General features: G+C 49.7%; 22 protein-coding genes. 11 read left to right on the forward strand and 11 right to left on the reverse strand.

Annotated features, from left to right (window positions below; genetic code table 11):
• Positions 1 to 14: 14 nt before the first annotated feature.
• Together Q7P68_RS04745 and Q7P68_RS04750 are read right to left on the reverse strand one after the other, a co-directional pair.
• Positions 15 to 956 carry a transketolase family protein gene (locus Q7P68_RS04745; RefSeq protein ID WP_304223465.1) on the reverse strand — a complete coding sequence of 314 codons (942 nt, stop codon included), beginning with the start codon at positions 954 to 956 and terminating at the stop codon, positions 15 to 17.
• A complete protein-coding gene (locus tag Q7P68_RS04750) occupies positions 956 to 1,867 on the reverse strand; it encodes a transketolase (RefSeq protein WP_304223467.1) in 912 nt (303 codons plus the stop codon). The genes Q7P68_RS04745 and Q7P68_RS04750 overlap by 1 nt, the downstream gene beginning before the upstream one ends.
• A gap of 172 nt (positions 1,868 to 2,039) precedes the next feature.
• On the opposite strand from Q7P68_RS04750, the gene Q7P68_RS04755 reads away from it, so the two are divergent.
• The gene (locus tag Q7P68_RS04755) at positions 2,040 to 2,762 is read left to right on the forward strand and encodes a tRNA threonylcarbamoyladenosine dehydratase (protein WP_304223468.1); all 723 of its coding nucleotides are present in this window, start codon (positions 2,040 to 2,042) and stop codon (positions 2,760 to 2,762) included.
• A gap of 12 nt (positions 2,763 to 2,774) precedes the next feature.
• Here the strand turns inward: Q7P68_RS04755 and Q7P68_RS04760 are convergent, their stop codons facing one another.
• Positions 2,775 to 3,092, reverse strand: a complete 318-nt coding sequence (locus Q7P68_RS04760; protein WP_304223470.1) for a CcdB family protein — start codon at positions 3,090 to 3,092, stop codon at positions 2,775 to 2,777.
• Positions 3,092 to 3,337: a type II toxin-antitoxin system CcdA family antitoxin gene (locus tag Q7P68_RS04765; RefSeq protein ID WP_304223473.1), complete on the reverse strand. Its 246-nt coding sequence runs from the start codon at positions 3,335 to 3,337 to the stop codon at positions 3,092 to 3,094. Before Q7P68_RS04765 ends, Q7P68_RS04760 begins: the two co-directional genes overlap by 1 nt.
• Before the next feature lie 291 nt (positions 3,338 to 3,628).
• Between Q7P68_RS04765 and Q7P68_RS04770 the strand changes: the two genes are divergently transcribed.
• The 9 genes from Q7P68_RS04770 (at position 3,629) to Q7P68_RS04810 (ending at position 13,325) form a co-directional block, all read left to right on the forward strand.
• Positions 3,629 to 4,849 carry an ROK family transcriptional regulator gene (locus Q7P68_RS04770; protein WP_304223475.1) on the forward strand — a complete coding sequence of 407 codons (1,221 nt, stop codon included), beginning with the start codon at positions 3,629 to 3,631 and terminating at the stop codon, positions 4,847 to 4,849.
• A gap of 101 nt (positions 4,850 to 4,950) precedes the next feature.
• The gene (locus Q7P68_RS04775; protein ID WP_304223478.1) at positions 4,951 to 7,251 is read left to right on the forward strand and encodes a hypothetical protein; all 2,301 of its coding nucleotides are present in this window, start codon (positions 4,951 to 4,953) and stop codon (positions 7,249 to 7,251) included.
• 123 nt (positions 7,252 to 7,374) lie between these two features.
• On the forward strand, positions 7,375 to 8,640 hold the full coding sequence (locus Q7P68_RS04780) for an ABC transporter substrate-binding protein (protein WP_304223479.1): 1,266 nt from the start codon (positions 7,375 to 7,377) through the stop codon (positions 8,638 to 8,640).
• Between the two features lies 1 nt (position 8,641).
• The gene (locus Q7P68_RS04785) at positions 8,642 to 9,538 is read left to right on the forward strand and encodes a carbohydrate ABC transporter permease (protein WP_304223481.1); all 897 of its coding nucleotides are present in this window, start codon (positions 8,642 to 8,644) and stop codon (positions 9,536 to 9,538) included.
• The gene (locus Q7P68_RS04790; RefSeq protein WP_304223484.1) at positions 9,535 to 10,428 is read left to right on the forward strand and encodes a carbohydrate ABC transporter permease; all 894 of its coding nucleotides are present in this window, start codon (positions 9,535 to 9,537) and stop codon (positions 10,426 to 10,428) included. The genes Q7P68_RS04785 and Q7P68_RS04790 overlap by 4 nt, the downstream gene beginning before the upstream one ends.
• Positions 10,429 to 10,435: 7 nt before the next feature.
• Positions 10,436 to 11,752: a fucose isomerase gene (locus Q7P68_RS04795; protein WP_304223486.1), complete on the forward strand. Its 1,317-nt coding sequence runs from the start codon at positions 10,436 to 10,438 to the stop codon at positions 11,750 to 11,752.
• Between the two features lie 51 nt (positions 11,753 to 11,803).
• The gene (locus Q7P68_RS04800) at positions 11,804 to 12,349 is read left to right on the forward strand and encodes an RNA polymerase sigma factor (RefSeq protein WP_304223489.1); all 546 of its coding nucleotides are present in this window, start codon (positions 11,804 to 11,806) and stop codon (positions 12,347 to 12,349) included.
• Entirely contained in the window at positions 12,333 to 12,716 is a 384-nt protein-coding gene (locus tag Q7P68_RS04805; protein WP_304223491.1) for a hypothetical protein, read from the forward strand. The genes Q7P68_RS04800 and Q7P68_RS04805 overlap by 17 nt, the downstream gene beginning before the upstream one ends.
• A gap of 150 nt (positions 12,717 to 12,866) precedes the next feature.
• A complete protein-coding gene (locus Q7P68_RS04810) occupies positions 12,867 to 13,325 on the forward strand; it encodes a MotA/TolQ/ExbB proton channel family protein (RefSeq protein WP_304223494.1) in 459 nt (152 codons plus the stop codon).
• Between the two features lie 198 nt (positions 13,326 to 13,523).
• Here Q7P68_RS04810 and Q7P68_RS04815 read toward each other — a convergent pair whose 3' ends face one another.
• The 4 genes from Q7P68_RS04815 to Q7P68_RS04830 are packed head-to-tail and all read right to left on the reverse strand — an operon-like array spanning position 13,524 to position 20,113.
• Positions 13,524 to 14,972: an MFS transporter gene (locus tag Q7P68_RS04815; RefSeq protein ID WP_304223497.1), complete on the reverse strand. Its 1,449-nt coding sequence runs from the start codon at positions 14,970 to 14,972 to the stop codon at positions 13,524 to 13,526.
• Between the two features lie 36 nt (positions 14,973 to 15,008).
• Positions 15,009 to 15,692, reverse strand: coding sequence for a DUF4867 family protein (locus Q7P68_RS04820; protein WP_304223499.1), 684 nt, complete (start codon positions 15,690 to 15,692; stop codon positions 15,009 to 15,011).
• A gap of 15 nt (positions 15,693 to 15,707) precedes the next feature.
• Positions 15,708 to 17,882 (reverse strand): alpha-glucosidase, encoded by a 2,175-nt coding sequence (locus Q7P68_RS04825; RefSeq protein WP_304223501.1) that lies wholly within the window; start codon positions 17,880 to 17,882, stop codon positions 15,708 to 15,710.
• 56 nt (positions 17,883 to 17,938) lie between these two features.
• A complete protein-coding gene (locus Q7P68_RS04830; RefSeq protein ID WP_304223504.1) occupies positions 17,939 to 20,113 on the reverse strand; it encodes a putative glycoside hydrolase in 2,175 nt (724 codons plus the stop codon).
• Positions 20,114 to 20,209: 96 nt separating this feature from the next.
• Here Q7P68_RS04830 and Q7P68_RS04835 point away from each other — a divergent pair, with 96 nt between their 5' ends.
• Positions 20,210 to 21,316 carry a 6-phosphofructokinase gene (locus Q7P68_RS04835; RefSeq protein WP_304223507.1) on the forward strand — a complete coding sequence of 369 codons (1,107 nt, stop codon included), beginning with the start codon at positions 20,210 to 20,212 and terminating at the stop codon, positions 21,314 to 21,316.
• 42 nt (positions 21,317 to 21,358) lie between these two features.
• Here Q7P68_RS04835 and Q7P68_RS04840 read toward each other — a convergent pair whose 3' ends face one another.
• Genes Q7P68_RS04840 through Q7P68_RS04850 form a run of 3 tightly spaced genes read right to left on the reverse strand, consistent with a single transcriptional unit; the run spans position 21,359 to position 25,100 of the window.
• The gene (locus tag Q7P68_RS04840; protein ID WP_304223508.1) at positions 21,359 to 22,411 is read right to left on the reverse strand and encodes a sensor histidine kinase family protein; all 1,053 of its coding nucleotides are present in this window, start codon (positions 22,409 to 22,411) and stop codon (positions 21,359 to 21,361) included.
• 3 nt (positions 22,412 to 22,414) lie between these two features.
• On the reverse strand, positions 22,415 to 24,475 hold the full coding sequence (locus Q7P68_RS04845; protein ID WP_304223511.1) for an EAL domain-containing protein: 2,061 nt from the start codon (positions 24,473 to 24,475) through the stop codon (positions 22,415 to 22,417).
• 34 nt (positions 24,476 to 24,509) lie between these two features.
• On the reverse strand, positions 24,510 to 25,100 hold the full coding sequence (locus tag Q7P68_RS04850) for a shikimate kinase (RefSeq protein WP_304223512.1): 591 nt from the start codon (positions 25,098 to 25,100) through the stop codon (positions 24,510 to 24,512).
• Between the last annotated feature and the right edge of the window lie 34 nt (positions 25,101 to 25,134).

The raw sequence follows: 25,134 nt of genomic DNA on the forward strand, positions 1-25,134 counted from the left end.
TCCTGCCGTTCTTTCTATTTAAGTAGTTCTGCCGCTGCCTCGGCGATGGAAGCGCTATCCAGTTTATAGTGGGTTTTAAGCCACTGCTCGGTCCCGACCTGACCGAACTCGTCCCGAATGCCAACACGGGCAAAGGGGAGGCTGATCCGGTATTCGGCCATGAGCTCCGCCACCGCGCTCCCCAGGGCGCCGTGAATCTGGTGGTTTTCGCAGCTCAGCACTGCCTGGGCGCCTTTCATCGCCGATAGCAGGCCATCCTTGTCCAGGGGCTTTAATGTCAGGGTGTCGATAACCGTGGCTGAAATTCCACGGCCTTCGAGGATTTTGGCAGCCTCAAGGGCCTCGTTCACCATAATGCCTCCCAGGGCGATAATCAGAATGGAGCCCGGACCTCCCTGGCGCAGTACCTTACTTTTCCCGATACGGAAAGGCGCGTTCTCCGGGTACAGGGCCGGCAGGGGCTTACGGTAGAGCCGGAGGTAGATTGGAGTATCAAGATCAAGCAGCTGGGGCAGCAGGGCTGCCAGGGAGACCGGATCCGAAGGCTCCACAATGGTGAGGCCCGGTATGAGCCGCATGGTTCCCAGGTCCTCAAAGGGCATGTGGGTGCCGCCGTTAAAGGCGGCGGAAATCCCCGGATCTGTCCCAACTAACTTTACCGGCAGCTTTGCATAGGAGACGGAAATAAAAAACTGATCAAAGACGCGGCGGCTTGCAAAGCAGCCGAAAGTTTGGGCTACCGGAATTTTTCCCATGCTTGCAAGGCCCGCGGCAACTCCGATCATATTGGCCTCCGACACCCCCACGTTGATGTGCCGCTCAGGAAAGGTCTGGGCAAAGGATGCCGTGGCGCCGGCCTTACCCAGGTCTGCATCAATAAGAACAATCCGCTCATCCTTTCGCGCAGATTCGACAAGCGTATTAATAAAAACGGTGCGCATTTCTTTTGTGTCCATTACTTTCCCTCCTGGCTTGTCACGGCCTGAGCGTCCTTGTTTTGCAGCCCTTGCGGTCCGTGTGGTGTTTCAAGGGCTGCGAAGTCCGAAATGGCTGTGAGGGCTGCCAGGGCGGCTTCCATCTGTTCTTTGCTCACATTCATGTTGTGATTTCCCAGGTTTCCCTCGGCAAAGCTGCATCCCTTGCCTTTGATGGTATCGAGGATAATCATGGTGGGCTGGTCTCTGCCGATCTTAGCCAGTGTGATGGCCGCATCCAAGGCATCCACATTGTGGCCATCGACCCGGAGCACCCGCCAGCCAAAACTCCGCCATTTGCCTTCTATATCCCCCAGGTCGAGGATGTCCGCCGTATAACCGTCTATTTGCATTTTGTTGTAATCCGTAAACACAATGAGCCGGTCTAGTTTGTTGTGGGCCGCAAAAAGGGCAGCCTCCCAATTCTGGCCTTCGTCGCTTTCGCCGTCGCCGATAATGGCAAAGGTATAGGCATCGATATGGTCCATCCGGTTACCGTAGGCAATGCCGCAGGCGGCGGAAAGGCCCTGGCCGAGGGACCCTGTGGTCATGTCCACGCCGGGGGTTTTCGTGCGGTCGCAGTGGCTTGGAAGGCGGGTCCCGCCCTGATTCAGTGTTAAGAGCCAGTCCAGGGGAAAGAAGCCCCTCAGCGCGAGGGCTGCATAGAGGGCGGGTCCCGCATGGCCCTTAGAAAGGACAAGCCGGTCCCGTTCCCGCCAGGTGGGATTTGCTGGATCATGCTTCAAATGCCCGCTGTACAAAACAGCCAGCACTTCTACGATTGACATGGCACCGCCAATATGACCGACCCCCAGTGTCCCAATAGACTTAATTGTATGGTAGCGGATGTTCCGAGCAAAGGCTTCCAGATCCCGCCGTTCCTCATGTGTCATATAGGTACTCCAATGATATGCTATGTTCGCTTTTCAATTACTTACAGTAAGTAAGTAAAAGTAGCCTATCATCGCTTGGTGAGTTTGTAAAGAGCCAACTTAAAAACTGCGATTGCTTGCGGTTGCAAAGCGACTATTGACCGGACGCTGCTTTTTCCCTAGCATCGGCCCCATGGGTGAACAGTTTGTACGCACCGAATTGATTTTAGGCTCCGATGCACTAGAACTTTTATCAAAATGCCGTGTCGCCATATTCGGCCTCGGCGGGGTAGGCAGCATGGCCGCAGAGGCCTTAGCACGATCAGGCATCGGCTCCTTTCTCTTAGTTGACTGTGATGCCGTTTCCATAACGAACCTTAACCGGCAAGTGCTGGCCCTATATTCTACTATTAGTAAGCCGAAAGTGGAGGTCATGCGGGAACGAATCCTCGATATCAATCCCGCCGCCCAGGTGGAAATACGGCATGAACAGTATACAGCCGAAAACGGCGCTTCCTTTTTTGATATAAAGCCCGACTATGTGGTCGACGCCATCGATATGGTAAGCGCCAAGCTCGATCTTATTCAGCGTACCCAGACGCTGGGCATCCCAATTATCAGCTCCATGGGGACCGGCAATAAGCTCGATCCCTCACGGCTCGAAGTGGCTGATATCTACGAAACCAGTGTATGTCCTCTGGCCCGGGTTATGCGGAGGGAACTTAAAAAACGGGGAGTCAAGACCCTCCGGGTAGTTTATTCCCGGGAGATGCCGGCACAGCTTGCAAACGGAGAGCGGGCCTTTACCGAATCTGGCACTCCAGGCCGGCACCTTCCAGGCAGCACCGCCTTTGTGCCCCCTGCTGCAGGCCTCCTCATGGCCTCCTGGGTTGTCCGGGACCTTGTATCTCGGTAAAGGTTTGGTAGCTCATATGCCTGTAATTAAAAAATCTATGGCAGAAAGTATATCCTGTCGATATGATATGCACTCCCCGATTGATGAACCTAACTGTGATACGGGGACACCTGCCATCTGTTGTGTCAAAAGTATAAACTCTTTATTGTTAATAAAAATTATTGGATTTAAATTTTTTATGATGCCTTTTTCAAATATCTCTTTACTTGCCAGCGGAATAACTATTCTAGTTTCCAGGTCAGATAAGATTGATGACTGTACATCAAGTAAATAAGGGTATATTTTTTTGGACGTTTCATTCAAATTTGCATATATATGATACTGGGACATTAAAAGGTCCTCATTTCATCACTAAATAAACCATACTTTTCAAGTGCAGAATTATAATAGGCTATAGCTTCTTTGTTTTCTTCTTTCCAACGCTCTCTTTTTTTTTCTTTTAGGGCCTCCGCGAGAGCGGATTCAAGTATTGCGGATATGTTAATTTTGTATTCCTTTGCTTGTTTTAATAAATCGCTATTAACGGTGAGGTTTGTTGGTTTTTTGGGTGCATGAATGTTATACGTTAAAGACATTGCAAACTCCCTTGGCTCTAGATGTATATAATATATGCGCATAATATATATATGTCAATGAAATTGGCTTATATAAGAGGTTCTTTCAAAACTCAGGAAGTTTTGAAAGAACTACCTTGAAGTTTGCGATTTATCGCGACGGTTGCATGTTTTTTATATGAAATAGCATGCAACCGCAAGCAATCGCAAAGCCAATTGCAAAAGTGACCGACTTTTGCAATTGGCTAGAAGGCTGTACTTTTTGCGAAAAGAGATTTACTATAGGCTTATACTTATTTACTGGAAGTAACTATGAGTGGAGTTCCCTTACGAAGCGCCGACATTCGGGAGCGCAATGCCAAAATTATACTCGCCCTGGTCCAAAGCCGCAAGTATATCTCCCAGTCGGAAGTGGTGGCCTTAACGGGATTACGGGCTCCTACGGTATTCCGTATTTTTACCGAACTAGAAAAAGAGGGTCTTATCCGGCCTGTGCAAGCCGAAGATTCCCGGCCCTTGGCTCAAAATCGCAAGGACCCAAACAGCTCATCTTCCCTCGTCGGTGAAGAAAAAAAAGGACGAAAACCCCAGTATTTCGAAGTAGTTCCCGATGCCTTGTACAGCATTGGCATTGATTTCTGGTCCCGTTCGGCTACCCTCGCGGTAAGCGATTTTTCAGGAGAGATCCGTTTTATTGATGAACTTGAATTCCCCGATCCTTTGGATGCAGACACCCTTGTTACGGCCCTTCAGACGCTCATAAAACGGGCCCTTAAAAAGAGTGGTATCGATGCGTCGCGGCTCCTGGGCTTTGGCATTGGCGCCCCGGGCCGCATAGACCTGGAAAAGGGTCTCATCCTCTCTTATCCGCGGATCGCCAAACTTGCCAATTTTCCCCTGGTTTCGGTTTTGCAGAAACGTTATGACGTTCCTGTCTATATGCATAACAACGCAAGCCTTGCCGCACTGGCAGAATTAAAGTACGGCGCGGCCCGGGGCGCCAAAAGCCTCTTTGCATTCCTCGTCCGTTCGGGAGTCGGCGGCGCCTACCTGGAAGGTTCCCAACCCTTTACGGTGCTCGGGAAAACAGCCCTGGAAGTAGGACACCTTTCCTTTAATTGCGAGGGCCCCCACTGTACCTGTGGCGGTCAGGGCTGCCTAGAAGCCTATATTGCCGAGGATGCGGTGCTTCCCTTTATCCGCCGGGTATACCCGATAGAGTCTCTTTCCGAACTGGACAAGCTTATTGATTCGGAAATAGGTCCAAAAATCCGCTCAGCCCTGGAAGAGCCCCTGCACATCTTTGAACTCGCGGTCCGTAACATTCATACCCTTTTTTCTCCCGAACGGTACCTTATCATCAGCCGATTCTCCGGTTATGCCCGGCTTTTACAGGAGGAACTAAATCGGCGCCTGGTGGACCTCTGTCAGGGATCGGACCAGGCCATTACAATTGTGGCCGATGTGTATGATTCCCACCGGATTGGCCGGGGGGCCACCGATTTAGTAATCGAACAGTTTCTAAAACCCTGATACCCATCTTGTTCCCTTTTCTGTTCCTGTTATACTGACCGCTGGGTGTTAGAATCTAATTCATAAAGGGACAATCGATGAACAGAAAAGTATGGGGTTTGATGTGCTTATTATGGCTTATTGTAACTGCTTTTCCTGCCGCAGAGACAAGCCCGGAATTAGCTGCCTATCTTCAGCAAAGTATAGAAATGTGGGATAAGGTGGTTCCTTGGTTCAGCTTGGGATCTGTCCCTGTCACGTCGAATTTCGATGCTGAAACGCTCGTAACCGAGCTGTCTAAGGATATTACTGAGGCTGGCCGATATAAGGAATTCGAATACCTCTTTAACTATTACAAAGAAAATAAAAACAAAGGAAATTTGGTATGCCGCATTATAGAAGCTCGGCCCCCCAGCCCCGGTTTTTGGCCTGCCAGGATCGATGACACTCAGTCTGCCCTGGTTATTAACGCCGCCGATCTTGAATATCTAGCCAAAGAACCGGCTTTGCTCAAAGCTTCATTTCTTAGAGCCGTTGCCGCTCTCTACTATCTGAAAGAAGCTGCATTCCCTACATTGTACTTTAACGGCAGAAATGTCTTATACGAATTTTCTGCCCTTATGACAGGAAACTTCGTTGAATCTATCTACTTAAATGAAATAGTTTTCTTTAATAACAATTCACCCATTGCAAATAATTGGCATACTTGGCTTATTGATTCTGCTAAAAACGACAATTTTGTTAGTATTGCGCGCAATCTGTATGGCTTTTCCATGAACTACGCCTATCATTTTCTTTCAATTCTTAGCAAACTTTCTTCCTACCAACAGATCATGAGCATGCTCAATACGATGAATGATATACCTGTGGATTTGGTGGATAATATAAAAAAGGGCTTATTTACCCGCTTTGCTTTGACTCCAAAACAGGTAGAAGACGGCATCATTGCACGGACCATCCTGATGACAGATCCGTGGATATTATTGGTTATCAGCCGGGTAATACCGCCGAATAACAAGGAAATTCAAAATTTGGTTAATAGTACCTATAAAACAATGGATCTTGTTCGGAGCTATTATAAACATTTGGAGCCGCCACTTCTCGATCACCGCCAGGCACAGCTTGATTGCAATGCATTCTGGGCTCCCGAACCGTCAATGCTCAGTTATACGGAGCCAGCTAAAATAGAAAAAGGGACTGCCGCAGCGCTTTCTGTGCCAGGGGCGGTCAAAACGATCTGGTATCGTGAATGCGATTCCTTTGCCGGTAACCAATATAGGGGCTATATTCCGTTACCTGAGCAAGAGGCCCTTGCAACGGCGGCATACCGGTTTTCATACGGCGCTGATGGATCCCTTATGGCTGTTGAGTATTTTAATAAAGGGCATCTGCAGGTGGGCTATGCCCTGCAGGATGCTGCACGAATTATCATTATTCGAGAAGGCAGAACAGAAATATGGCGGTGGGAGGATGCATCGGGACGTTTAGTCTCCAATGACAGCGGTTTTGCCCTCATGAAAGTAGAAACCTTACAAGGGTCTGAAGATGAACAAGCAAAAGGTCTCCGCAGGCTTACCTTTACGTTCTATGACCGGGATGGCAGAAGGGTGTTTCATTCTTCTGGTGCCTGGAGTATAGAGCGAAGGATTTCACCCCAGGGATTCGAAGATTCTTATTATGATGACCGAGGCCAGTTAAGCGAAAATTATTTTGGCTATGCAAAAGTCTGGTATTCCGAGACAGCCGGTACTGCTATGGGGAGTAAAAATCGTATAAACCGGTACGAGTATCGCTATTTTGATAAGGACGGGAATCCGGCATGTTCCCAATTTTTGGGTGTCCATGGAACTCTGGAACAGCATACCGAGAATGGCTCTAATTATAGTGTCGAAATATCATATATAAATGCACAAGTCCAGCCCAGTAAAATTTTTGACAATAGCTGGATGCAAAGAAAAAAGTTCGGAAAAGACCTATTTGTCTATGAAAACCTCGATCGTGAGGGTAAACCCATCGTGTCTCTGTTTGGGTATGCATCGATACAGAGTACTATTGTAAATGGCATGATTGTGGCGGATGCCTTTTACGATGCTGCCGGAAAAGCGGTGAACAGTCTTGCGGGCTATCATAAACGAAAAATGTCCTATACTGACCGCGGGGATATTGCGGAGCTATCCTATTTTGACGCACGAAATAAGCCGGTGCTTGGCATGGATGGCATCCACCGCCAGGTGTACAAATATGATAAAAATGGATATTTAGAAGAACTGTTTTTTTATGGTCCCGACGGCAAGCTCATTAATGATTATTCCGGTGCTGCTCATATACGGTGGTATAAGGACGAACTTGGCCGTACCTATGCTGTGGACGCCTGGGATTCGGCGGGTAACAGGCTCAGCAGCGGTGCGGGCAAGGATATTTAATAGATTGATGAACTGTAACAAAGGCAGGCTGCCCGGATAAACCGCCGGGCGGCCTTTTTTTATTGACAGCTAGCCATATCCGTGTTTTACTTACTTAGTGAAAGTAATCAAAGGAGGTTCGGTATGAAACGAACGGTAGGAATCATAGGCATCCTTTTGCTGGCTGTTTCTTTCTTTGCCATGGCAGAGGGACAGAAAGACTCGAGTTCCAAGGAAGTGGTGCTTAAGTGGCCTTGCATCTGGGTCGGCAAGGATTCCAAGGCCGCAGAAGTGGAAAAACTGGTTAACGAATTTAATGCGGCTAATGCGGGCAAGATCCGGGTTGAAATTGAACCCCAGCCTGACTACGATGGCTATGAACAGAAAATTCGAACATCCATTGCCGCGGGGGTAGTACCTGATATATTCACCCTCAAACTTAATCCAACCACCGCAGAATATTATAAGTCTGACCTGCTCATGGATTTTTCTAAAGAAATTAGCGGTGACTGGAAAGCATCTTTTAAGTCCGGTACCCTGGAACAGGCCACCATCAACGGTGTGATGAAATCTATCCCCTATGAAATAGCCATTACTCCCATCTGGTATAACGAAGCGCTCCTTAAAAAAGCAGGGGTAAGCTATCCTAAGACGGTGGATGAAATGTGGGCTGCCTTTGATAAATTAAAGGCTGCTGGCATTACTCCCGCAAGCCAGATGACCGGCGGTACCAATGCCTGGACCAGCATGCTCTGGTTCTCCCATTTTGCAGCCTCCCTCGGCGGCCCAAAAGTGTGGGATAAGCCCCTGACTGATCCTGTCTTTGTTAAAGCCGCGGCTCTTCTTAAAAAAATGTACGAAAATGGCTATACCACTGCCGATGCGGTGGGCGGCGATGCGGGTGTCTCCGGCGGTCACTTTCTGGCTGGCCGGACAGCCCTGTTTTCCAACGGCCCCTGGTATATCGGCAGGGTGAAAAAAGAAGCCCCCGAAGTTTTTGCGAATACAAAGGTCGCCCCCGCCCCTGCGGCAGGGCCTAACAAGAACGCTATGATCGGTTTCCTTCAGGCGAATATTGCCGCGGGCAACACCAAGGATCCGGCTAAAAAAGCCGCCCAGATTGCCTTTCTTAAGTGGATGACCAAACCGGAAAACGTAAAGCGGATTGCCCTTTCATCCGGTGCCATGTTCGCCGTATCCTTTAATCTCACCGATGCGGATGCGGTGGATCCCCTCATGAAGCAGTTCTACGAACTATCAAATTCATCATCCTTTAATGTGATGCATTTGGAAGGTGCCCGGGGGGCCGAGGTGGTTGCCGAGTTCGGTCAGCAGCTTGCAAAAATGGCTCTGGGCCAGGCTACTCCCGAAGAATTCATGAAAGCCGTCGCTGCAAAGGAGAAACGGTAATATGAGACGGGGCGGGAGCGGTCCTTCAGGCCGCAACGGACTGGGAATAGTGGTTTTTCTCGCTCCCGTCCTGGTCTTGTATGCTGCCTTTTTTATCTACCCCTTGTTTTTTATCGGATTTACCAGTTTGATGGAATGGAACGGCATTTCATCAGCCCGTTTTGTGGGCTTAGAAAACTATGGCCGCCTCTTTTCCGATGCGACCTTTAAGCTGGGAATCCGAAACAACTTTATCTGGGCCTTTGCCTCAGGGTTCATTCAAATTCCCCTGGCAACCCTGGTGGCCCTCATTTTGGCCCGCAAGGTCCGCTTCTGGAAGTTCCTGCGGACCCTTTATTTCCTTCCTAACGTTATTTCTGCGGTAGCCCTGGCAATGCTCTGGAAGGCCATTTATAACCCCTCTTATGGGCTCCTCAACGGGCTCTTAGCCCTTGCGGGCCTGGGGCCCCACAACTGGCTCGGCGATACGGCTACCGCATTGCCCGCGGTGATTACCCAATCGGTGCTGTACATCGGCTACTTTATGATCATCATTCTCGCCGCCATTACCACTATCCCAGACAGTCTTTATGAGGCAGCGGAGATCGACGGGGCTTCAGTCATTCAACAGACCTTTAAAATTACGATTCCCATGATTACGGGGACCCTGGTCACGAGCATTACCCTGGCCATGGCCTACGGGATGCGGCATTTCGAAGCTACCTTTCTGATGACCGGAGGAGGGCCAGCCTATGCGACCACCACCATGGGTATCCAGCTTTACAATAAAATGGACGCCTTCCGCTATGGCGAAGCGAGCGCTATTGGTGCAATTTTAATACTTCTTGGCACGGTGCTTATTGTGGCCATCCGGGCACTTCTCTCTAAAAATGATCCCATGTCGGAGGCTGCTCAATGAAGGCCTTGCAAACACATCACAGTTCTGAAGAACAGAGCATCAGGAACTCTCAGGTTCTTACAATGATCGGTACTGCCCTCGGCAAGGCTGGCGTTATCCTTGTTCTGGTTTTTTTCTTTCTTATCGCAGCCTTTCCGCTTATTTGGCTTTTTATCTCTTCTCTTAAAACAAACCTGGAACTCCAGGTTTCGCCCTTTACCCTGCCAAAGGTTCCGCAATGGGGCAACTACGGCAACGCTCTTAAAATGGCAAACCTGCCGGCTTTGTTTCTCCACTCAATCTATGTAGCCTTCGGGGCGGTGTTCCTGAACCTTTTTGTGACGAGTCTTGCGGGCTTTGTGCTTTCCCGGGAACAGTTCCGGGGCAGGGATGCGATCCATACCGTGCTTACCGCAGGAGTTCTGGTTCCCATCATCTCCTTTATGGTGCCCTATTTTACCCTCATTACCAAAGCAAGGCTCTACGACAACCTCTTAGCCCTCATCATCGTGTATAGTTCCATCAACATACCCGTATCCATGTTCCTGGTAACCGCCTTTATGCGCTCCATTCCAAAAGAAATGGAAGAAGCTGCGGTGATCGATGGCTGCTCAATTTTGCAGCGTTATACCAAGATTGTGCTGCCCCTGGCCCAGACAGGCCTTGTGACCGCCGGAACCTTCTGTTTTATCTATGCCTGGAACGAGTTTATTATGGCCCTGCTTCTCACCAGTTCATCTTCAAGCCGGACATTGCAGCTGGGTATCCGCTTTTTTACAAGCCAATTCGTGACGGATTATACCTCCATGTATGCCGCCATTATGATATCGATCATTCCGAGCATCGCCCTCTATACGATGCTCCACAACCGAATTATTTCTGGACTGACCGCCGGAGCGGTCAAAGGATAGTAGTACCATGAAACAACATATTACTCTCGGTGTGGTCTGCCTCGCGCGGAAGACCTATGACTGGAAAGCAGCGGGGGAAATCTGGAAACAGCTCAGGCAGGAGCTTGCAAAGCTGGAAGCGGTTACCCTTGTGGCCCCCGAAGAATTAATTATAGAAGTGGAAGATGCCGAGGCAGCTGCGGCCCTTTTAGCGGAAAAACGGGTTGATGCGGTGGCAATCATTTCCGGCACCTTCCATTTGGGGCATTTGGCGCTTTTAATCGCCAAACAGGTAAAAAAGCCCATACTGCTCTGGGCCCTGCCGGAACTGCCCTACGACGGCGGTAAAATCAGGCTCAATTCGGTCTGCGGTGCGAACCTCAATGCGTCGAACCTGTACAAGGGCGGCATCCGGAATTACCGGGTCGTGGTCCGGCCCGATATGGACCAGGACTGGCTCGATGCTATCCGGGTCCGCGTGGCCCTTTCGACCGCCCGGGTAGGTATTATCGGGTACCGGGCCCACGGCTTCTTTAATCTGAGCACCGCAGACCTGGCTCTTTATAACCAGCTGGGAGTGCTGGTCGATCATTTTGAGCTGGATGAGGTGTTTAGTTATCCGGTGCCAGATAAAGAAGTCGCCCGGCGAAAGTCCCAGCTGCAGGGTCTATTTGATGTCTCAGGCATTAGCGATACCCAACTTGATAAGGTGGCGGCCCTGTCAGCAAAACTCGACGCGTTCCTTACTGCAAAGCGGCTTACGGCCCTGGCTATACGGTGCTGGCCCGAATTTGCCGCCACCTATGGTATTAGCCCCTGTGCGGCCATGAGTCTCCTCCAGGCTGAGGACCGTATCCTCGCCTGCGAGGGAGATGTGGAGGGGGCCCTTTCCATGCTGGCCCACCGGGCTGTGGGGGCCGAGACGCCCTTCCTCTTTGATTTTTCTCAGATAGACCTGGAACAGAATTTTGCCCTCTTTTGGCACTGTGGGGTGGCCCCCTGCAACCTGTGGGACGGTCGCTGTGTACGTTCTTTGGATACCTATTTTGCAGGGGGCAAGGGCGTTACTGCCGACTTTGTGTTGAAAAGCGGGGACCTCTCCATACTGAGGCTCGATACCTGTGACGGCAAATTCCGTATGCTTCTGGATACCGCCCGGGCGGTCCCCATGGATAAGCTCCTTAAAGGGACCTACATGAAGGTCGTTTTTGACCGCAATGTAGCAGATGTGCTTGCCACGGTGGTGAACAACGGCATCGCCCACCATGCATCGGTGGTATACGGCACCTTTGTGAAACCCTTTGAAATTTTAGCCCACATCGAAGGCTGGGAAATAGTGCGATAATTTTTCGTTTTTTCTCCAACCGGCGCTCATTTTTTACGTATATACTAGTGTATGAAAAACGTGCTAGATAGAGCGCCTATTCGAACACCGGAAGCGGTCTGGAACAGCTATTATGGCCGCATATGTGTGTATCTTCGGTCCTTTGCTGCCTTAAACTATGAAGACCGGGAAGAAATCGCCGCAGATACATTGTACAAGGTCTGGCAGAATAGGGCCAAGGTTTTGGACGGCCAGGACTGCAGGGCCTGGGTTTTTACCATTGCCCGCCGTACCGCCATTGATAGGCTGCGCAAAAGCTCATCCCATGATGTTAAAAAAGATGGGGCCTTATCCGCAGAATTGGATATGATGCCGGATCTAAAAAATGTTAAGCCCGAACATCAACTTATAAAAAATGAAGAACTAGAATTTATTCAGACCTTTCTAAAAGACTTATCTGACCCAGATCGGGAACTGGCCTACCTGTTTTATTACGAAGAGCTGCCCATAGAAGAGCTGGCTCGTATTTTCAGTCTACCAAAAGGCACGATTAAATGGCGGCTCCATGCTATTCGCAAAAAACTTGCGCGGAGGTGGCAAGATGAATTCGGCATATAACAACAAAGCGGAAGAGGCGCTCAAGGCCTATTTTTGTCAGGCTGTACAGGATGCATCTCAAGCGGCTCCACCGCATATGTTATTAGATACTATTTCCATGCACAAGGAGGTGAAAGACCAAGGAAAGAAATCAACGGCAGTCCTCGAAGGGGCACTGCAGGCCCTTTTAGCGGTAGCCGCTTCGCTTCTTATCGTTTACTGGACCGGCAATACTTCCTCAGGAGCCCTTGCCCAACAATTACGGGATGAAGGAGAGTTCCAGAGGGTCCATGAAATGTTTTCTGAACTATCACAGGAGCTGGATCATGGATTGACGTTCATCATAGAAAACAACAGATCTCAGCGGCGGATAGAAATGAGACCTTGAAAGCTGCGATTAGGCGCAGCGGTTACGCGCGACTGCATGTGGCTGCACAATCGTGTACAGCCGCGCGCAATTGCAAAGCCAATTTCAAAACGCGAAGCGTTGTGACCGACTTTTGAAATTGACTCAATTTTTATTTTTTAGGAGCGGAGTATGAATATAATTCGGTATCTGGTTGGTTTAATCGTATTTTTTACGATCCTATCCTTCTGCGTATGGGGGAGCGGAGGCAACCTTTGGATTTTTTTGGATGTGCTATCATTCATCATTGTCGGTTTGGGAACCTTGGCGTTGCTGCGAACCGGCTGGACCTTCCGCGAAATGGGCAAGGCCTTTGCTCTGGCCTTTGCAGATAAGGCCGGAACAGATGAGTTGGCCTGGGCTGACGCGTTTTTTACCGCCATGGGCCGGTATTTTACCATGTCAGGACTCGGCGGATTCTTTTTGGGCATCATTATCATGTTGAAATACCTGGCAGATAAATCCATGATTGGGCCGAACCTGGCGGTTGCCCTTCTTTCGGTGCTGTATGCTCTCTTATTTCAGCTTATCATCGTTATTCCCATGAGAGCGTTGCTGCAGAAAAAATTGAGCGCTTCTAGAGCAGATTGATGAATTATAGCGGAAACTTGGCCAATCTGTGATTGCCTGGAGCCGCGCGCAACCGCACAGCCACGCGCACAACCTTGCACAGCCGCACAGCTGCGCGCAACCGCACAGCTGCGCGTACAACCTTGCACAGCCGCGCGCACAACCTTGCACAGCCGCGCGCACAACCTTGCACAGCCGCACAGCTGCGTGCACAGCCGACTATCCTGTTATTTTTTTAAGTTTCATCCCTTCCAGCTCGGTGCAGGAAAAATCTTGGCCGAGCCGGTTTGCCTCCAGAGCCTTCCGCATAAGGGCAAAGGTTTGTGGGGTTATCGGGTAGCGAATGGCCAGTATGGTTCCAAGGCCGACAAAGACAAGGGGCCCGAACACAAAAATGAGTCTAATCCCCTCAATTGCGGCGGATGACTGCTGTGCTGCCCCAGCGCTGTAGCCGATTCCCTGCAGCAAAAGCCCAAAGACCCACAGCGTAAAGGCCTGGACTAGCTTACGGCACAGGGTAAACACGCCGGCCACACTGCCTGCCCGTTCAATATGGTTCGTGAGTTCATCCGCATCGGAAGACTCTGGCAGCATAGCCCAGGGCATGGCTACCACCGGAGACAGCCCCAAGCCGAGTATGGCTGAGGCGATAATCAGCAGTATGGCAGGACTTTCGGGCCTTAAGGTAATTAAGAACAGGGCTACAAGAAATACGATTCCCGCTCCGACAGCGTAGGACCTTCCCTTGCCGATCCGGTTTGCCAGCATAATATGGAGCGGCAGGGAAATGAGCTGGGCAATCAGCATGGACCCAAGACAAAGGTTGTAGATGCTGCCCCGGCCGATGTAGTAGGTAACAAAATAGACAAAGGAAGCGGAAAGTATATCCAGGGCAGTGTACCCCAAGAGATACATGCCGATATGGAGCCTGAATGAACGGCAGGCAAGGAGACTTTTAAGATCCTTAAAGGACTGGAGGAGCCCTGCGGTATTTTGAGCCCCATTTCGTCCCTTTCCCCCTGGAGCATCGGGCACAGGTTCTTCCCAGGTCCCCAGGAACACAACAATCCAGGGGAGGGCGTAGAGTATACCAAAAAGAAGGCCTACTAAAAAAAAGCCCTGGGACGGATTATCCCGATACAGGTTTTTTACTAAAAAGCCTGGGATGGTTCCTGCAATCAAGGCAGAAAGCTGAGAAAAGAGCATCCGCGCACCGGAAAGCCGGGCCCGTTCCTTGTAGTCGCCGCTCATTTCCGCCGGCAGCGAAGAATAGGGTACCATCACTATGGTATAGACAGTGCAGAATACAATGTAGCTCGCCAGGTAATACACAAAGGTTGTTACTTGGCTCGGAAACCGAAGGTTTATCCAAAGCATCCAAAAACTGACAAAGACCGGAACTATGCCGGCAAGAAAATAAACTCGGCGCCTTCCAAAACGGCTCTTCGTTCGATCCGATAAAAGCCCCATGAGCGGGTCCGATACTGCGTCCCACACTTTGCCGACAAAAACTGCCAGGCCCGCAAGAAACGGCGAAAGGCCAACCACATCGGTAAGGAAATATATAAAAAGTGTTGATATAATTAAAAAGGAACCTCCGCCGTACAGGTCCCCCAACCCATAGGATATCAGAGCCCCTGCGCCAATTCGCCTTTTTTGTTCCGCCATGTGTATCCCTCCTTTTTTACGGCTTTATTTAAGACTTCATTGATACAGAACCTTTATGTTCTTCCCCCGAATGCCCGGATAGGCACCTTTTTGTATCAGGACTGTCCGTTCCGGGTGGGCAAGAAGCCACTTGTTTTTCATGAAAAGACAACAGTCTTCGGCACCGAGCCCGCGCTGTGCCATGGTTTCTTCAGACAAGGGAGTATTGGTTCCCCTTGGCAGGATGATGAGAGTCTTAAAGCCCGAGTCAGAGAGCCGGCAGGGAGAAAAGTGGAGTGTCCGGGGATATAGTTCAATACAGTCACCCGCTTTAAGGTAGAGGGCTTGTACATTGTCTGCATCGTACATCCACGGTTCATCAATATCTTCCCACTTCCCCAGGAGCAGCACCTGATCGGTCAAGGCTATAAGGATCTCAGGGGACTTATGGTACTCAAGGCCGTTCAAGGTCATATTGGGACCTGCCACATAACCAACTTGAACATCCATGTCGCCGAATACCAGGTTGTACAATTCCTTGCCGGGCAGGGCTTCCAATTCTGGTACCGAAGGGATGTACCGGTTTTCTGTAAGATGAGCAGGAATAAGCGGAGGAGCTTCAGAAAGCAGCATATTGATGAACGGGTGCCGGTGTTGTGCGCCGTATACCCCAAAGGCCCGCTCTTCCGGAGTGATGATACTGAGCTCAGGGTTCAGGGCCTGTAGGTCTTCTTTGTTCATGGGTGTCTATCCTTGTTACTGTGTTTTCTGTACCGTGATGGCATAGTCAGCGCTGGTGGGGCGGCTTTCGTAATAGGAAGTGCAGTTTTTTGCCGCATCCACAAAAAGACCTTCCCAGGGGGAGCCGGCGCGGCAAAAGACCGGCGGCTCACCGAGATAAGCCCTGACGGTGCATTCTGTTCCGGATGGAGCGGGACTTTTATAGACCGCGCCGCTCCACAGGTGCCGCCAGATGCCCGGCGGCAGATGGAGATGCCGTTCATTGCAGAGCGATTCCAGCACCGGGGCCACAAGGAGATCGGGGCCCAGAAGGTACTGGTCCTTAATATGCCAGGCCACGGGGTCCTCCTCATAATGGAGCAGGAGGGGCCGCATGACCGGAATGCCCTTTGATGCGTTTTCTTCCGAAAGGTGCCTCTGGTAGGGCAGTAGTTCGCGGTGAAAGTGCCCCATGCGGGCAAGTTGAGCCAGGGTTTCTTTATCGCTATCGAATTGCCAGTTGTCCCGCGGCCTGTTACCTTCGTGGCCCCGCATAACCGGCGTTAGGGCTGCAAACTCCGCCCAGCGCATAAAGAGCTCCTTCGTGCGCTTCATTCCAAAGAGAGTGGTGTAACCGCCGATGTCGCTGTGATGCAGCCCGTGGCCCGACATAGCGAGGGACAGGGCCGCCGGAATCACTGAGGGGAGTCCGTCATCTTCGGACCAGTCAACATTTTGGTCTCCGGCCCACATGAGTGGGCACCATTTCTGGGAGCCCGGTCCGCCGGCCCGCATAAAGTAGACAATGTGCCCCCGTGCTTCCGGGTGTTCGCTGTACCACTCCTGTACCGCCTCTCTGTTACAGCGGGCCCAGAGGGCTGGCCATTCATTGTGTGCCAGTTCAGCGGACCGGCCCGAATACAGCACCGTATCAGTCGGAAGGTATTCTCCAAAGTCGGCCATCCATCCTGAAAGTCCAAGGTCGAGTAAGTTTTGCTTAATTATTTCTTTATACCAGGAGTAAGCAGCAGGATTTGTAAAATCGATGATTCCAGCATCAAACTCCCCAAAATCAACAAGGTATAGATGGCCTTCGCTGTTTTTAGCAAGGAAATCCCGGCGTACCGCTTCTTCGTATAATGCATGGTCTTTAAGCACATAGGGGTTGATGTACCCCAGGAAGCGGACGCCCTGGTCGCGCCACCTTTTAATAGCCTGGTCCAAATTCGGGTACCGTTCCCGGTCCCACTCCCAGTTCCAGCGGAGTCGCTGGCCAAAACGGGTAATGCGTATTCCTTCCCAATCCTGAGCCCAGATTCCTGCTACCGGGACGCCCGCATTGCGGGCTGTGTTCAGTTTTTGTTCGCATGTTTCGGTACCGCCCTGAATTCCTAGGATAATCCCCTCCATTACCCAGTCTGGGAGCTCTTCCTGGCGGCCAAAAAAGGCTGACTGGTCCTGTATTGTTTCCAGCATGCTCTTCCTGCTGCCGATAATGATGCGGGAGGGCAGGTCCCAGAAATACAATTCATGGTGGTCTGGCAGGGTAAAATCAAAAACTGAATAGGCAGGACAATCGGCAAAATACCAAAGTCGTCGGGAGCTTACAAAACTTGTCTGGGGAAAAAAGGTCCAGTAATAATCCCCGCCCGCCCCTTCAGCCACATCGGCCAGCCAGGTGACATAGGATTTTTTGTTTCGTCCCACCCCCTGTTCGCTGGTCCAGAGCGGGAATGAACGGCCCCGCAGGTTAAAATAGCTGAATTGTTCGCCGCAGCCGTACACCAATTCTTCCTGTTGTGCGGAGAAATGAAAGCGCCAGCGGTTCGGTTTTCCCCGTTTGCTATGCTTTCCCTGTAGAGCTGCCCCGACGCTGCTCTGGTCCGAAAAGGAGAGCTCTAGCCGCCCATTTTGAACCAATGCTGTTAAGACCATTCTGTACTGAGTACCCTGGCCCACATCACGGGAAAAGCGGATGACGAGCCGGCCTGTGTCAGATTCTAGTATTTCCCAGTCCGTAAGGCCTGCAAGTTCCTTTACATGTTCAGTGATATGGAAATTTCCCCGGAACATCCGGTATTTGCCTGTGCCGCTGCCCGCATATACAAAGGGTTCGGCCCATGAATGGCTTATAATTTTTTTGCCGTCAAAATTTATTTCAAATGATTCGGTATCGGATATGAGCTCTAAAAGGGAAGATTCAGGGGTCATTAACATCTCCATGATTTACTTACACTAAGTAAGTAAATCATGGTTTCCCGGACCCGTCAATCAATTTTTGTGGATATAAATAAAAGTGCAGGACCCGCGGTGAGCCTGGTCTCTGGAAGGGGAATCTCGTCGTAGCGGCCTATATTGTTCCAATAGGTATACCCATAGTTGCCAGCATTTTGGACACCCAAAAGCTGCCTGAGTACATATTCGCTGTTGTAGTATTTTCGGTCATAAGAGACATTCATGTAAAAGGCCTGCATATAGGGCCGGATTACAGCTTGGTTGCGTGCTATGGACATTGCCCGGAGGGTACCTAAGTAATATATTCGGTAAGGCCGCAGTTCCGGTGGGTTGTTTGCCAGAAAATTTTGTTCAAAATGACTCGGATAGTACATGGGACAGATTACATCAACATAGCGGGAGAGCACTTCCACTTCCTGGCCGGTGCGGGCCCCGGTTCGATACCATCCGTTAGCCCCGTAAATGTCAATGGAAATCGGGGCATCCACATTCTTACGCACATAGCGCAAAAAGGAAAGTATGGCGCTTTCCATGTCCATGCCCGCATCCCGCCACCGGAAGCTTGCCTGGGGCAGGTTGATGCCATCGGTGGGAAAGCGGATATAATCAAATTGAATTTCATCAAATCCGCGGTTATGCAATTCTTTGGCTATATTGGTGATATATGCCCAGACTTCTTCCGAATAGGGATCCACCCATTTTTCGTCGTATTCAGTCCGGGTGCCGTCAGTGTTTTCGTAATACCCCTGCCAGGGACCGTTGGTAGCCGAATCCCAAACGGCGTATTTACCTCCTTCCTTCTTGTATAATTCTGGATCCTTAAAAACCACAAGCCGTGCCACAAGGTATGCTCCATGGGCTTTCATGGTGGGTACAAAGGTTTCAAGGTCCACAGGATTAAAGACCCTGCCTTTTGCCGCAATTTCCGGATTTTTGGGAACAAACCGGAGCCTGCCGTAGTCGTCTTTCATGTCAATAACGACCATATTGAGCTTTTTTGTATCTAAGATCTGGACGTACCGGCCAAGGCTTTTTTGGTCTAAGCCATGGTTAACGGGCATATAAAAACCTTCACGATTTAATGCCCTCTGAAGATAGGGCTTCTCTGCTGCTACATTAAAGGGTTCCTGCAAAAGCCAAAGTTCGGAAAGACTAAGTTGAGCGGTCCCGGAATTATCAGAATTTGGTGAAGCCATAAAAGCCGCTGCGTTAAGTTTACCTTCTACCAGCGATTCAGCCCGTTTCATTGTCACTGTTAGAAGGTCGGTAGTTATATCTTGCCGGTTTGATTTGATTTCAGTGCCATTTTTATCAGTAAGAGGAACGCTTGCAAGCCCTCCCTGTTGTGCGTAAAGAATAATATTTCCCAGACGCTGGAGTCCGTCCTGGGCTTTAAATTCATGTTTGCCCTTATAAAGGAGATTGAACCGTTTCGCATCCCAATCGAGTTCATAGAGCCGTTCCCGGAAGCTCTGGAGGGCAAAAATTCGATTTGAGCCTGATATGGTATCCACGAGAATGTCCGAGACTTCATCGGGATTTTCGGTGGTCTCATGTAGTTCCAGTCCCTGGTTCAGGGATATCCACTTTTGGCTTGCACCTGAACCGGAAGAGCCCAAGGGCAAGGCAAAGACCCCATATATGCCATGGGTTGCAAACACAACAGCGCTGTTGTTCAGGTTTGCCGCCGCTACGGCCTTTAATCCATTGGTTTTTGCGGGGGGCATACCAAGGTTTTTCCATGAGAGGCCCCCATCCCGGGACAAATAGACGCCATCCTTGGTGGCAGTAACCAGCATGGAAGGATCAGATGGGTTATATTCAAGGTCTTTCAGGTCCTGGATCTGCCGTACAAATTGCTTTTTGCCTTCCGCAATCTCCTTGAGTACCTTGACTGGCAAACCCTGGTTGCGTTCTTCCCAATTAGTGAGGTCCTTAGAAAATAAAATGCCCTTATCGGTCAGCAGATAATATCCCTGGGGGTGGACTAGAATTTTTTTAACCATCCCACCGGTCCATAGCGAGACCGCAGCTGTATTTTCTTCAACCCGAAATAGGCCCTTCGTTGTTCCCACAAGTACGCTCTGAAATGGTTTTAGATCCCGGGCTGCAACAAGCTTTTGACTTGACTGTGCGGGAAGCAGCAAGCCTGCGGAAATAAGAAGAAATATAATCAAAATATTTTGATGAAAGGATTTCTTGTTCATAACCTTACCATATCTAAAAACTTTATTTTTGTGTAGCGTGCTGCCTGTACAAACCGTATTTCGGCTTTTATACTGATACCAGTAGAGGAGGCTTATGTGGGAGAGCGAAGTAAAAGCGTTACAAAAACCATCGGGATTCTAACCTCCGGCGGAGATTGCCCCGGCTTGAATGCTGCAATACGCGGCGTGTGCCGGGCTGCCTACGACCGTTACAATATGAGTATTATTGGTATTGCCAACGGATACCGGGGGCTCATTGACGGGGATGCCCGCCTCCTAAAGCCTGAAGATTTTTCTGGTATTCTCACCCGGGGTGGGACCATTTTAGGGACCAGCAGAGAAAAGCCCTTTAAGTCTCGGAACGGCGAATACGACGCTGATGTGGGCCAAGATAAGGTTGAGATAATCAAAGAAAACTATAGAAAGCTGAACCTTGATTGCCTTGTGGTTCTTGGCGGCAATGGTACCAATACCACCGGATACCTGCTCTCACAGGAAGGGCTTAATGTCATAGGTCTTCCGAAAACCATTGATAACGACATCGTCGGTACCGATATGACCTTTGGATTCCATTCCGCAGTCTCTATTGCCACCGAGGCCATAGACCGGCTCCATTCTACCGCCCACAGCCACAACCGAGTTATGGTGATAGAACTCATGGGCCACAAGGCCGGCTGGCTGGCCCTCTATGCGGGTGTTGCGGGGGGCGGAGATATTATCCTTTTACCGGAAATCCCCTACGATATCGATGCGATTGGCCGGCATCTTCTTAAGCGGGCCCGGGATGGCAAAAGTTTCTCTATCGTGGTTGTGGCTGAGGGCGCATTATCGGTAGAAGAAGCCAAGATGGACAAAAAGGAACGGAAAAAATACCGCGAAAAGACCGCAAAGCCTTCTATTGGGTACCGGGTAGCCCGGGAAATCGAAGCAGAAACGGGAATGGAAACCAGGGTCACCGTTTTGGGTTATCTCCAGCGGGGCGGTATCCCCAGCGCATGGGACCGGGTTCTGGCAACGACCTTTGGCACCGCCGCGGCGGAACTCCTTGCCCGGGGTGAATATGGCAAAATGGTCTGTCTCAAGGGTAACGAAGTTGGATCGGTGGATCTCAGCGAGCCCGCGGGGCGCATAAAAACAGTACCCGAAGACCATTATATGCTGGATACGGCCCGCTCTGTCGGTACCTGTCTTGGTAATGAATAGGTTGGGATGTTTTTCTAAAAATGACCGACTTTTGAAAATAGCTCAGAGGGGAAAAGAAGCGGAGAAATAGTACCCTGTGCCATTTTCAGTTTCCGGTTTGCTCAGTAAAATGCCTCCAACCTTTTGCACTAAACCGCAAATAATGTCCTGGCCTTCTCCTCGGGTTTTATGCTCCGATACATAGGGTGCTTTGAGCTCTTTGACTATTTCCCTATCTTCCAAGCGAGAGTCATCGAACTCCTGGTACGTAAAAATAAGGGTATTATTAACTTGTTTTAGGTTGATATGTATTTCAGGAAATGTGGCGCTGCAATGTTTGAGCGTGTTTGTAACAAGTTCGTTTTCAATCAGCGCAATCGTTGTGGCTATGTCCTTGGATATCACCAGGGATTCATCAACCTCTAATGATAGTTCAAGGCTGGCCCTGCCTTCGAGCCAAAGTTTTCGCAGGGTTCTCGCTACGGAAATGAAATAGGATGGGGCGGAAACGGTTTCCTCGATTGACTGGGAATCCCATATGGAGCTCAGGACTATAAGTCCATGGAGCCGTTGTTCTATTGTTGTGCGCAGATCGATATGAAGGCTCTCCGTTTCCGGAACGAGATAGGGTATAGTTGCCAGCATAAACTGCAGATTGTTGTGGGTCCGGTGCCGCAATTCCCTGAGCAGTAATTCCTGGTTTCGGGCATATTGCTCAAGCTTCTGCAGAAGCTCAAAATAAGTAATATTCCGGGAACAAAAGCCAAGCACGCGCTCCATGCTGCATAGTCTAGCCGGACCAGGATCGTTTTTAGTTAGAATGCTTACCATGCCAGGCTTGTCTTTTTCTTCTCCGAAAGGAAATAGAACGTGGTGGAGTCCATCGGGTCTCATCCCTGAAAGGAATGCATTTTTTGCTGCATCAGCCTTGCTGCCCGATGATTTTTCATAGAAACCGGAGAGAGGATGTTCATAACGAATGTAAAGGCCCTCTGGCGTAACAAGCTGATGTAAAACCCGTTCAAGACATACAAGGGTTTCTGGAATTTTTGTGCAGCTGTATAACTCAGAAATGAACTGCCGTTCTAGCGAAAGTATTTGCAGCTCTTCGAACATCGGCTATCGGTTATATGGTAATGGTTTGGGTTCCGCGATTGCATATCCCTGGGCATAATCGACACCAATACGGTGGAGCCGTTCGATGATAGAGGGATTTCTGACGAATTCTGCAATTGTTTTTAAGCCAATCACATGCCCCATAGAGTTGATAGATTCTACCATGGTGAAATTGATGAGACTTTCGTCAATATTTTGGACTATGGACCCGTCGATTTTTAGGTAATCGACCGGCAGGCTTTTAAGATAGTTAAAAGAAGAAAATCCGGCACCGAAGTCATCGAGGGAGAAGGTAAAACCGTGGCTTTTTAGTTTTTCTATAAACCGGGTTGCAAAGGAAAGATTTTGTATTGCCGATGTCTCGGTAATTTCAATGCAGAAGTTGCCGGGGTTTGCCCCGTACTGGTTGGTAATATGAATGGCAAAGTCAATAAAGGTCTCATCAAGGATTGTGGCGCCTGAGATATTGACAGAGAAAAGACGGTTCACTAGTTCATGGTTCCGGCCCTTGAGCTGGGTCCATGCTTTTATGGTGTTTTCGAACACCCAGCGGTCGATCAATGAAATGAGGCCGTACCGTTCTGCGGATGGTATAAAGGCTCCAGGACTGATAATGCTTCCATCATCCTGTTCCATACGAATAAGGATTTCCAGTTTTGGGTGTATCCCCGGCAGGGCTCGCAATGGTTCAATGAGCTGGTACCAGAGCCTAAATTTATTTGTCTCCAAGGCTTGGTTAATCTTGCTCACCCATTCCATCTGGCCGCGGCGGAGTATGTATTTTTCCTCGTTTCGCTGGAAGACCCGGATCCGGTTGCCGCCCTCTTCTTTGGCGATATAGCACGCATCGTCGGCGGCAGCCATGACCATATGAATGTCTGAGTCTTCGCTGGTAAGGGGCACAAGCCCAATGCTCAGGGTGATGGGGAACAGGTTGTTCTGCCATACAAATTTATGGTTTTGCACCGCTTCCTGAAGTCTTTGGGCAACCTGCATGGCGTTTTCCAGGACACAGTCCTTAAGCACCACCGCAAACTCATCTCCCCCGAGCCGGGCAGCAATATCGTTGCGCTGGGTAAGGGTCTGAATATAGGTGGCCACCTGCCTGAGCAATTCGTCCCCTGCCATGGTCCCGCAGGTGTCGTTAACTATCTTAAAGCGATCCACGTCAAGCTGCAGCAGGGTGTGGGACCCTCCGTAGCGAACCAATTCTTCCAGCAATCCCTGCAGTTTTATAGAGAAATCTTCCCGGTTGCCAAGGCCGGTGAGCTTATCGTGACTGGTTTGATAATCCACCGTGGCAGACAATTTCCTCAGTTCTGTCACATCGCGGAAGGCGATTACATAGCCTTCTACCTCGTTCCCTGCCTGGTGTATTTTGGTAATAGCTCCATCAAGGATATAGGACTGACCGAGTCTTCCTTTCATGACCACATCACGGAATTTATTAGAGCTGTCTCCCTGTGGCAACATATCTGGAAGAATAGGATTCAGGGTTTTTGAATCAATTAAGGACAGTATCTGATGAATAGGTTTGCCCCTGCTTTCTTCTTCGGTCCATCCGATCATGTGGGAAGCTACGGGGTTGAGGAATAAGACCATAAGGTCGTTGTCTACTGCAATAAGGCCATCGTTAACGCTGTGCAAAATGGCGGAAAAGAGTCGTTCCTGTTTTTTTATCTGGAGTTCTGCATTAAATTTGTATAGGGCAATATCGATTGCAGTATACAGTTCCCGTTCTTTAAAAGGTTTTAGGATATAGCCGTATGGTTCAGCAGTCTTTGCCCGTTCCAGGGTCCGGTCGTCCACATAGGCAGTTAAGAAAACAACGGGCAGCCGCAGTTCCTGTTTAATAATTTTTGCCGCCTCAATGCCGTCCATGGGGCCATTGAGCATGATATCCATCAAAATGATGTCAGGATTGTGCAGTTTTGCCTTTTCTATGGCATCGACGCCTTCGGAACAGGTATCGCAGATGGTATAACCGAATCGTTCAAGGCGGCGCTGGAGATCGAGGGCAATAATTTTTTCGTCTTCAACAATGAGGACCCGTTCTTTTGCCATATTGTAATCAAGTATAACTGAAACTTGGCATAGGTCAAGGTATTTTATTGCTTATAAGGTGAACAATTTCTTTTGCCCGCTGCTCTGGGCTATCTATCTCGGCGTCAATGATAATGTCTGCCAGTTTTCTATATGCGGCAGATCTCCGTTCATGAAGTAACCGATGTGTCTCGGCCGGATTTTCGGTTTTAAGAAAGGGAGGGAGCTCGCCGGTCCGCTCTGCGGCTTTCACAATGCGGTCCCAGGCAGTCTTGGTAGACAGGTCAAGGAATACAAGGGTGCCGATTTGTTTTAACAATTCTATGGCTTCTGGATTGTCTACGATTCCGCCCCCTGTGGCTATGATATAGAATGCTCCAAGACCTTTTTTATGTTCTACATTGATGCGTTCAACGAGCTTCCGTGTGGATTCTAGCTCCGTAGCTCTGAATAGTTCTGCGCTCTGACGATAGAGCGCTCGGGGTGTTTGTCCTGAATGGAGGGCGATTTCGTCATCCAAATCAATAAAGGTGCCTGAAAGTAAATTGGCCAAAGCTTTACCGGTGCTGGTTTTACCTGAGTGTTTAGGTCCAACGAGAATTATTCCCTTGAAATTTTTTTCCTGGGCTGCCATTTTTTGTTCCATAGACCCTAGAGTATTCGATTTGCTACAATAGGCA

Origin of the sequence: Gracilinema caldarium, from assembly GCF_029265695.1 — a bacterium.
In the GTDB taxonomy this organism is placed as follows: domain Bacteria; phylum Spirochaetota; class Spirochaetia; order Treponematales; family Breznakiellaceae; genus Gracilinema; species Gracilinema caldarium_A.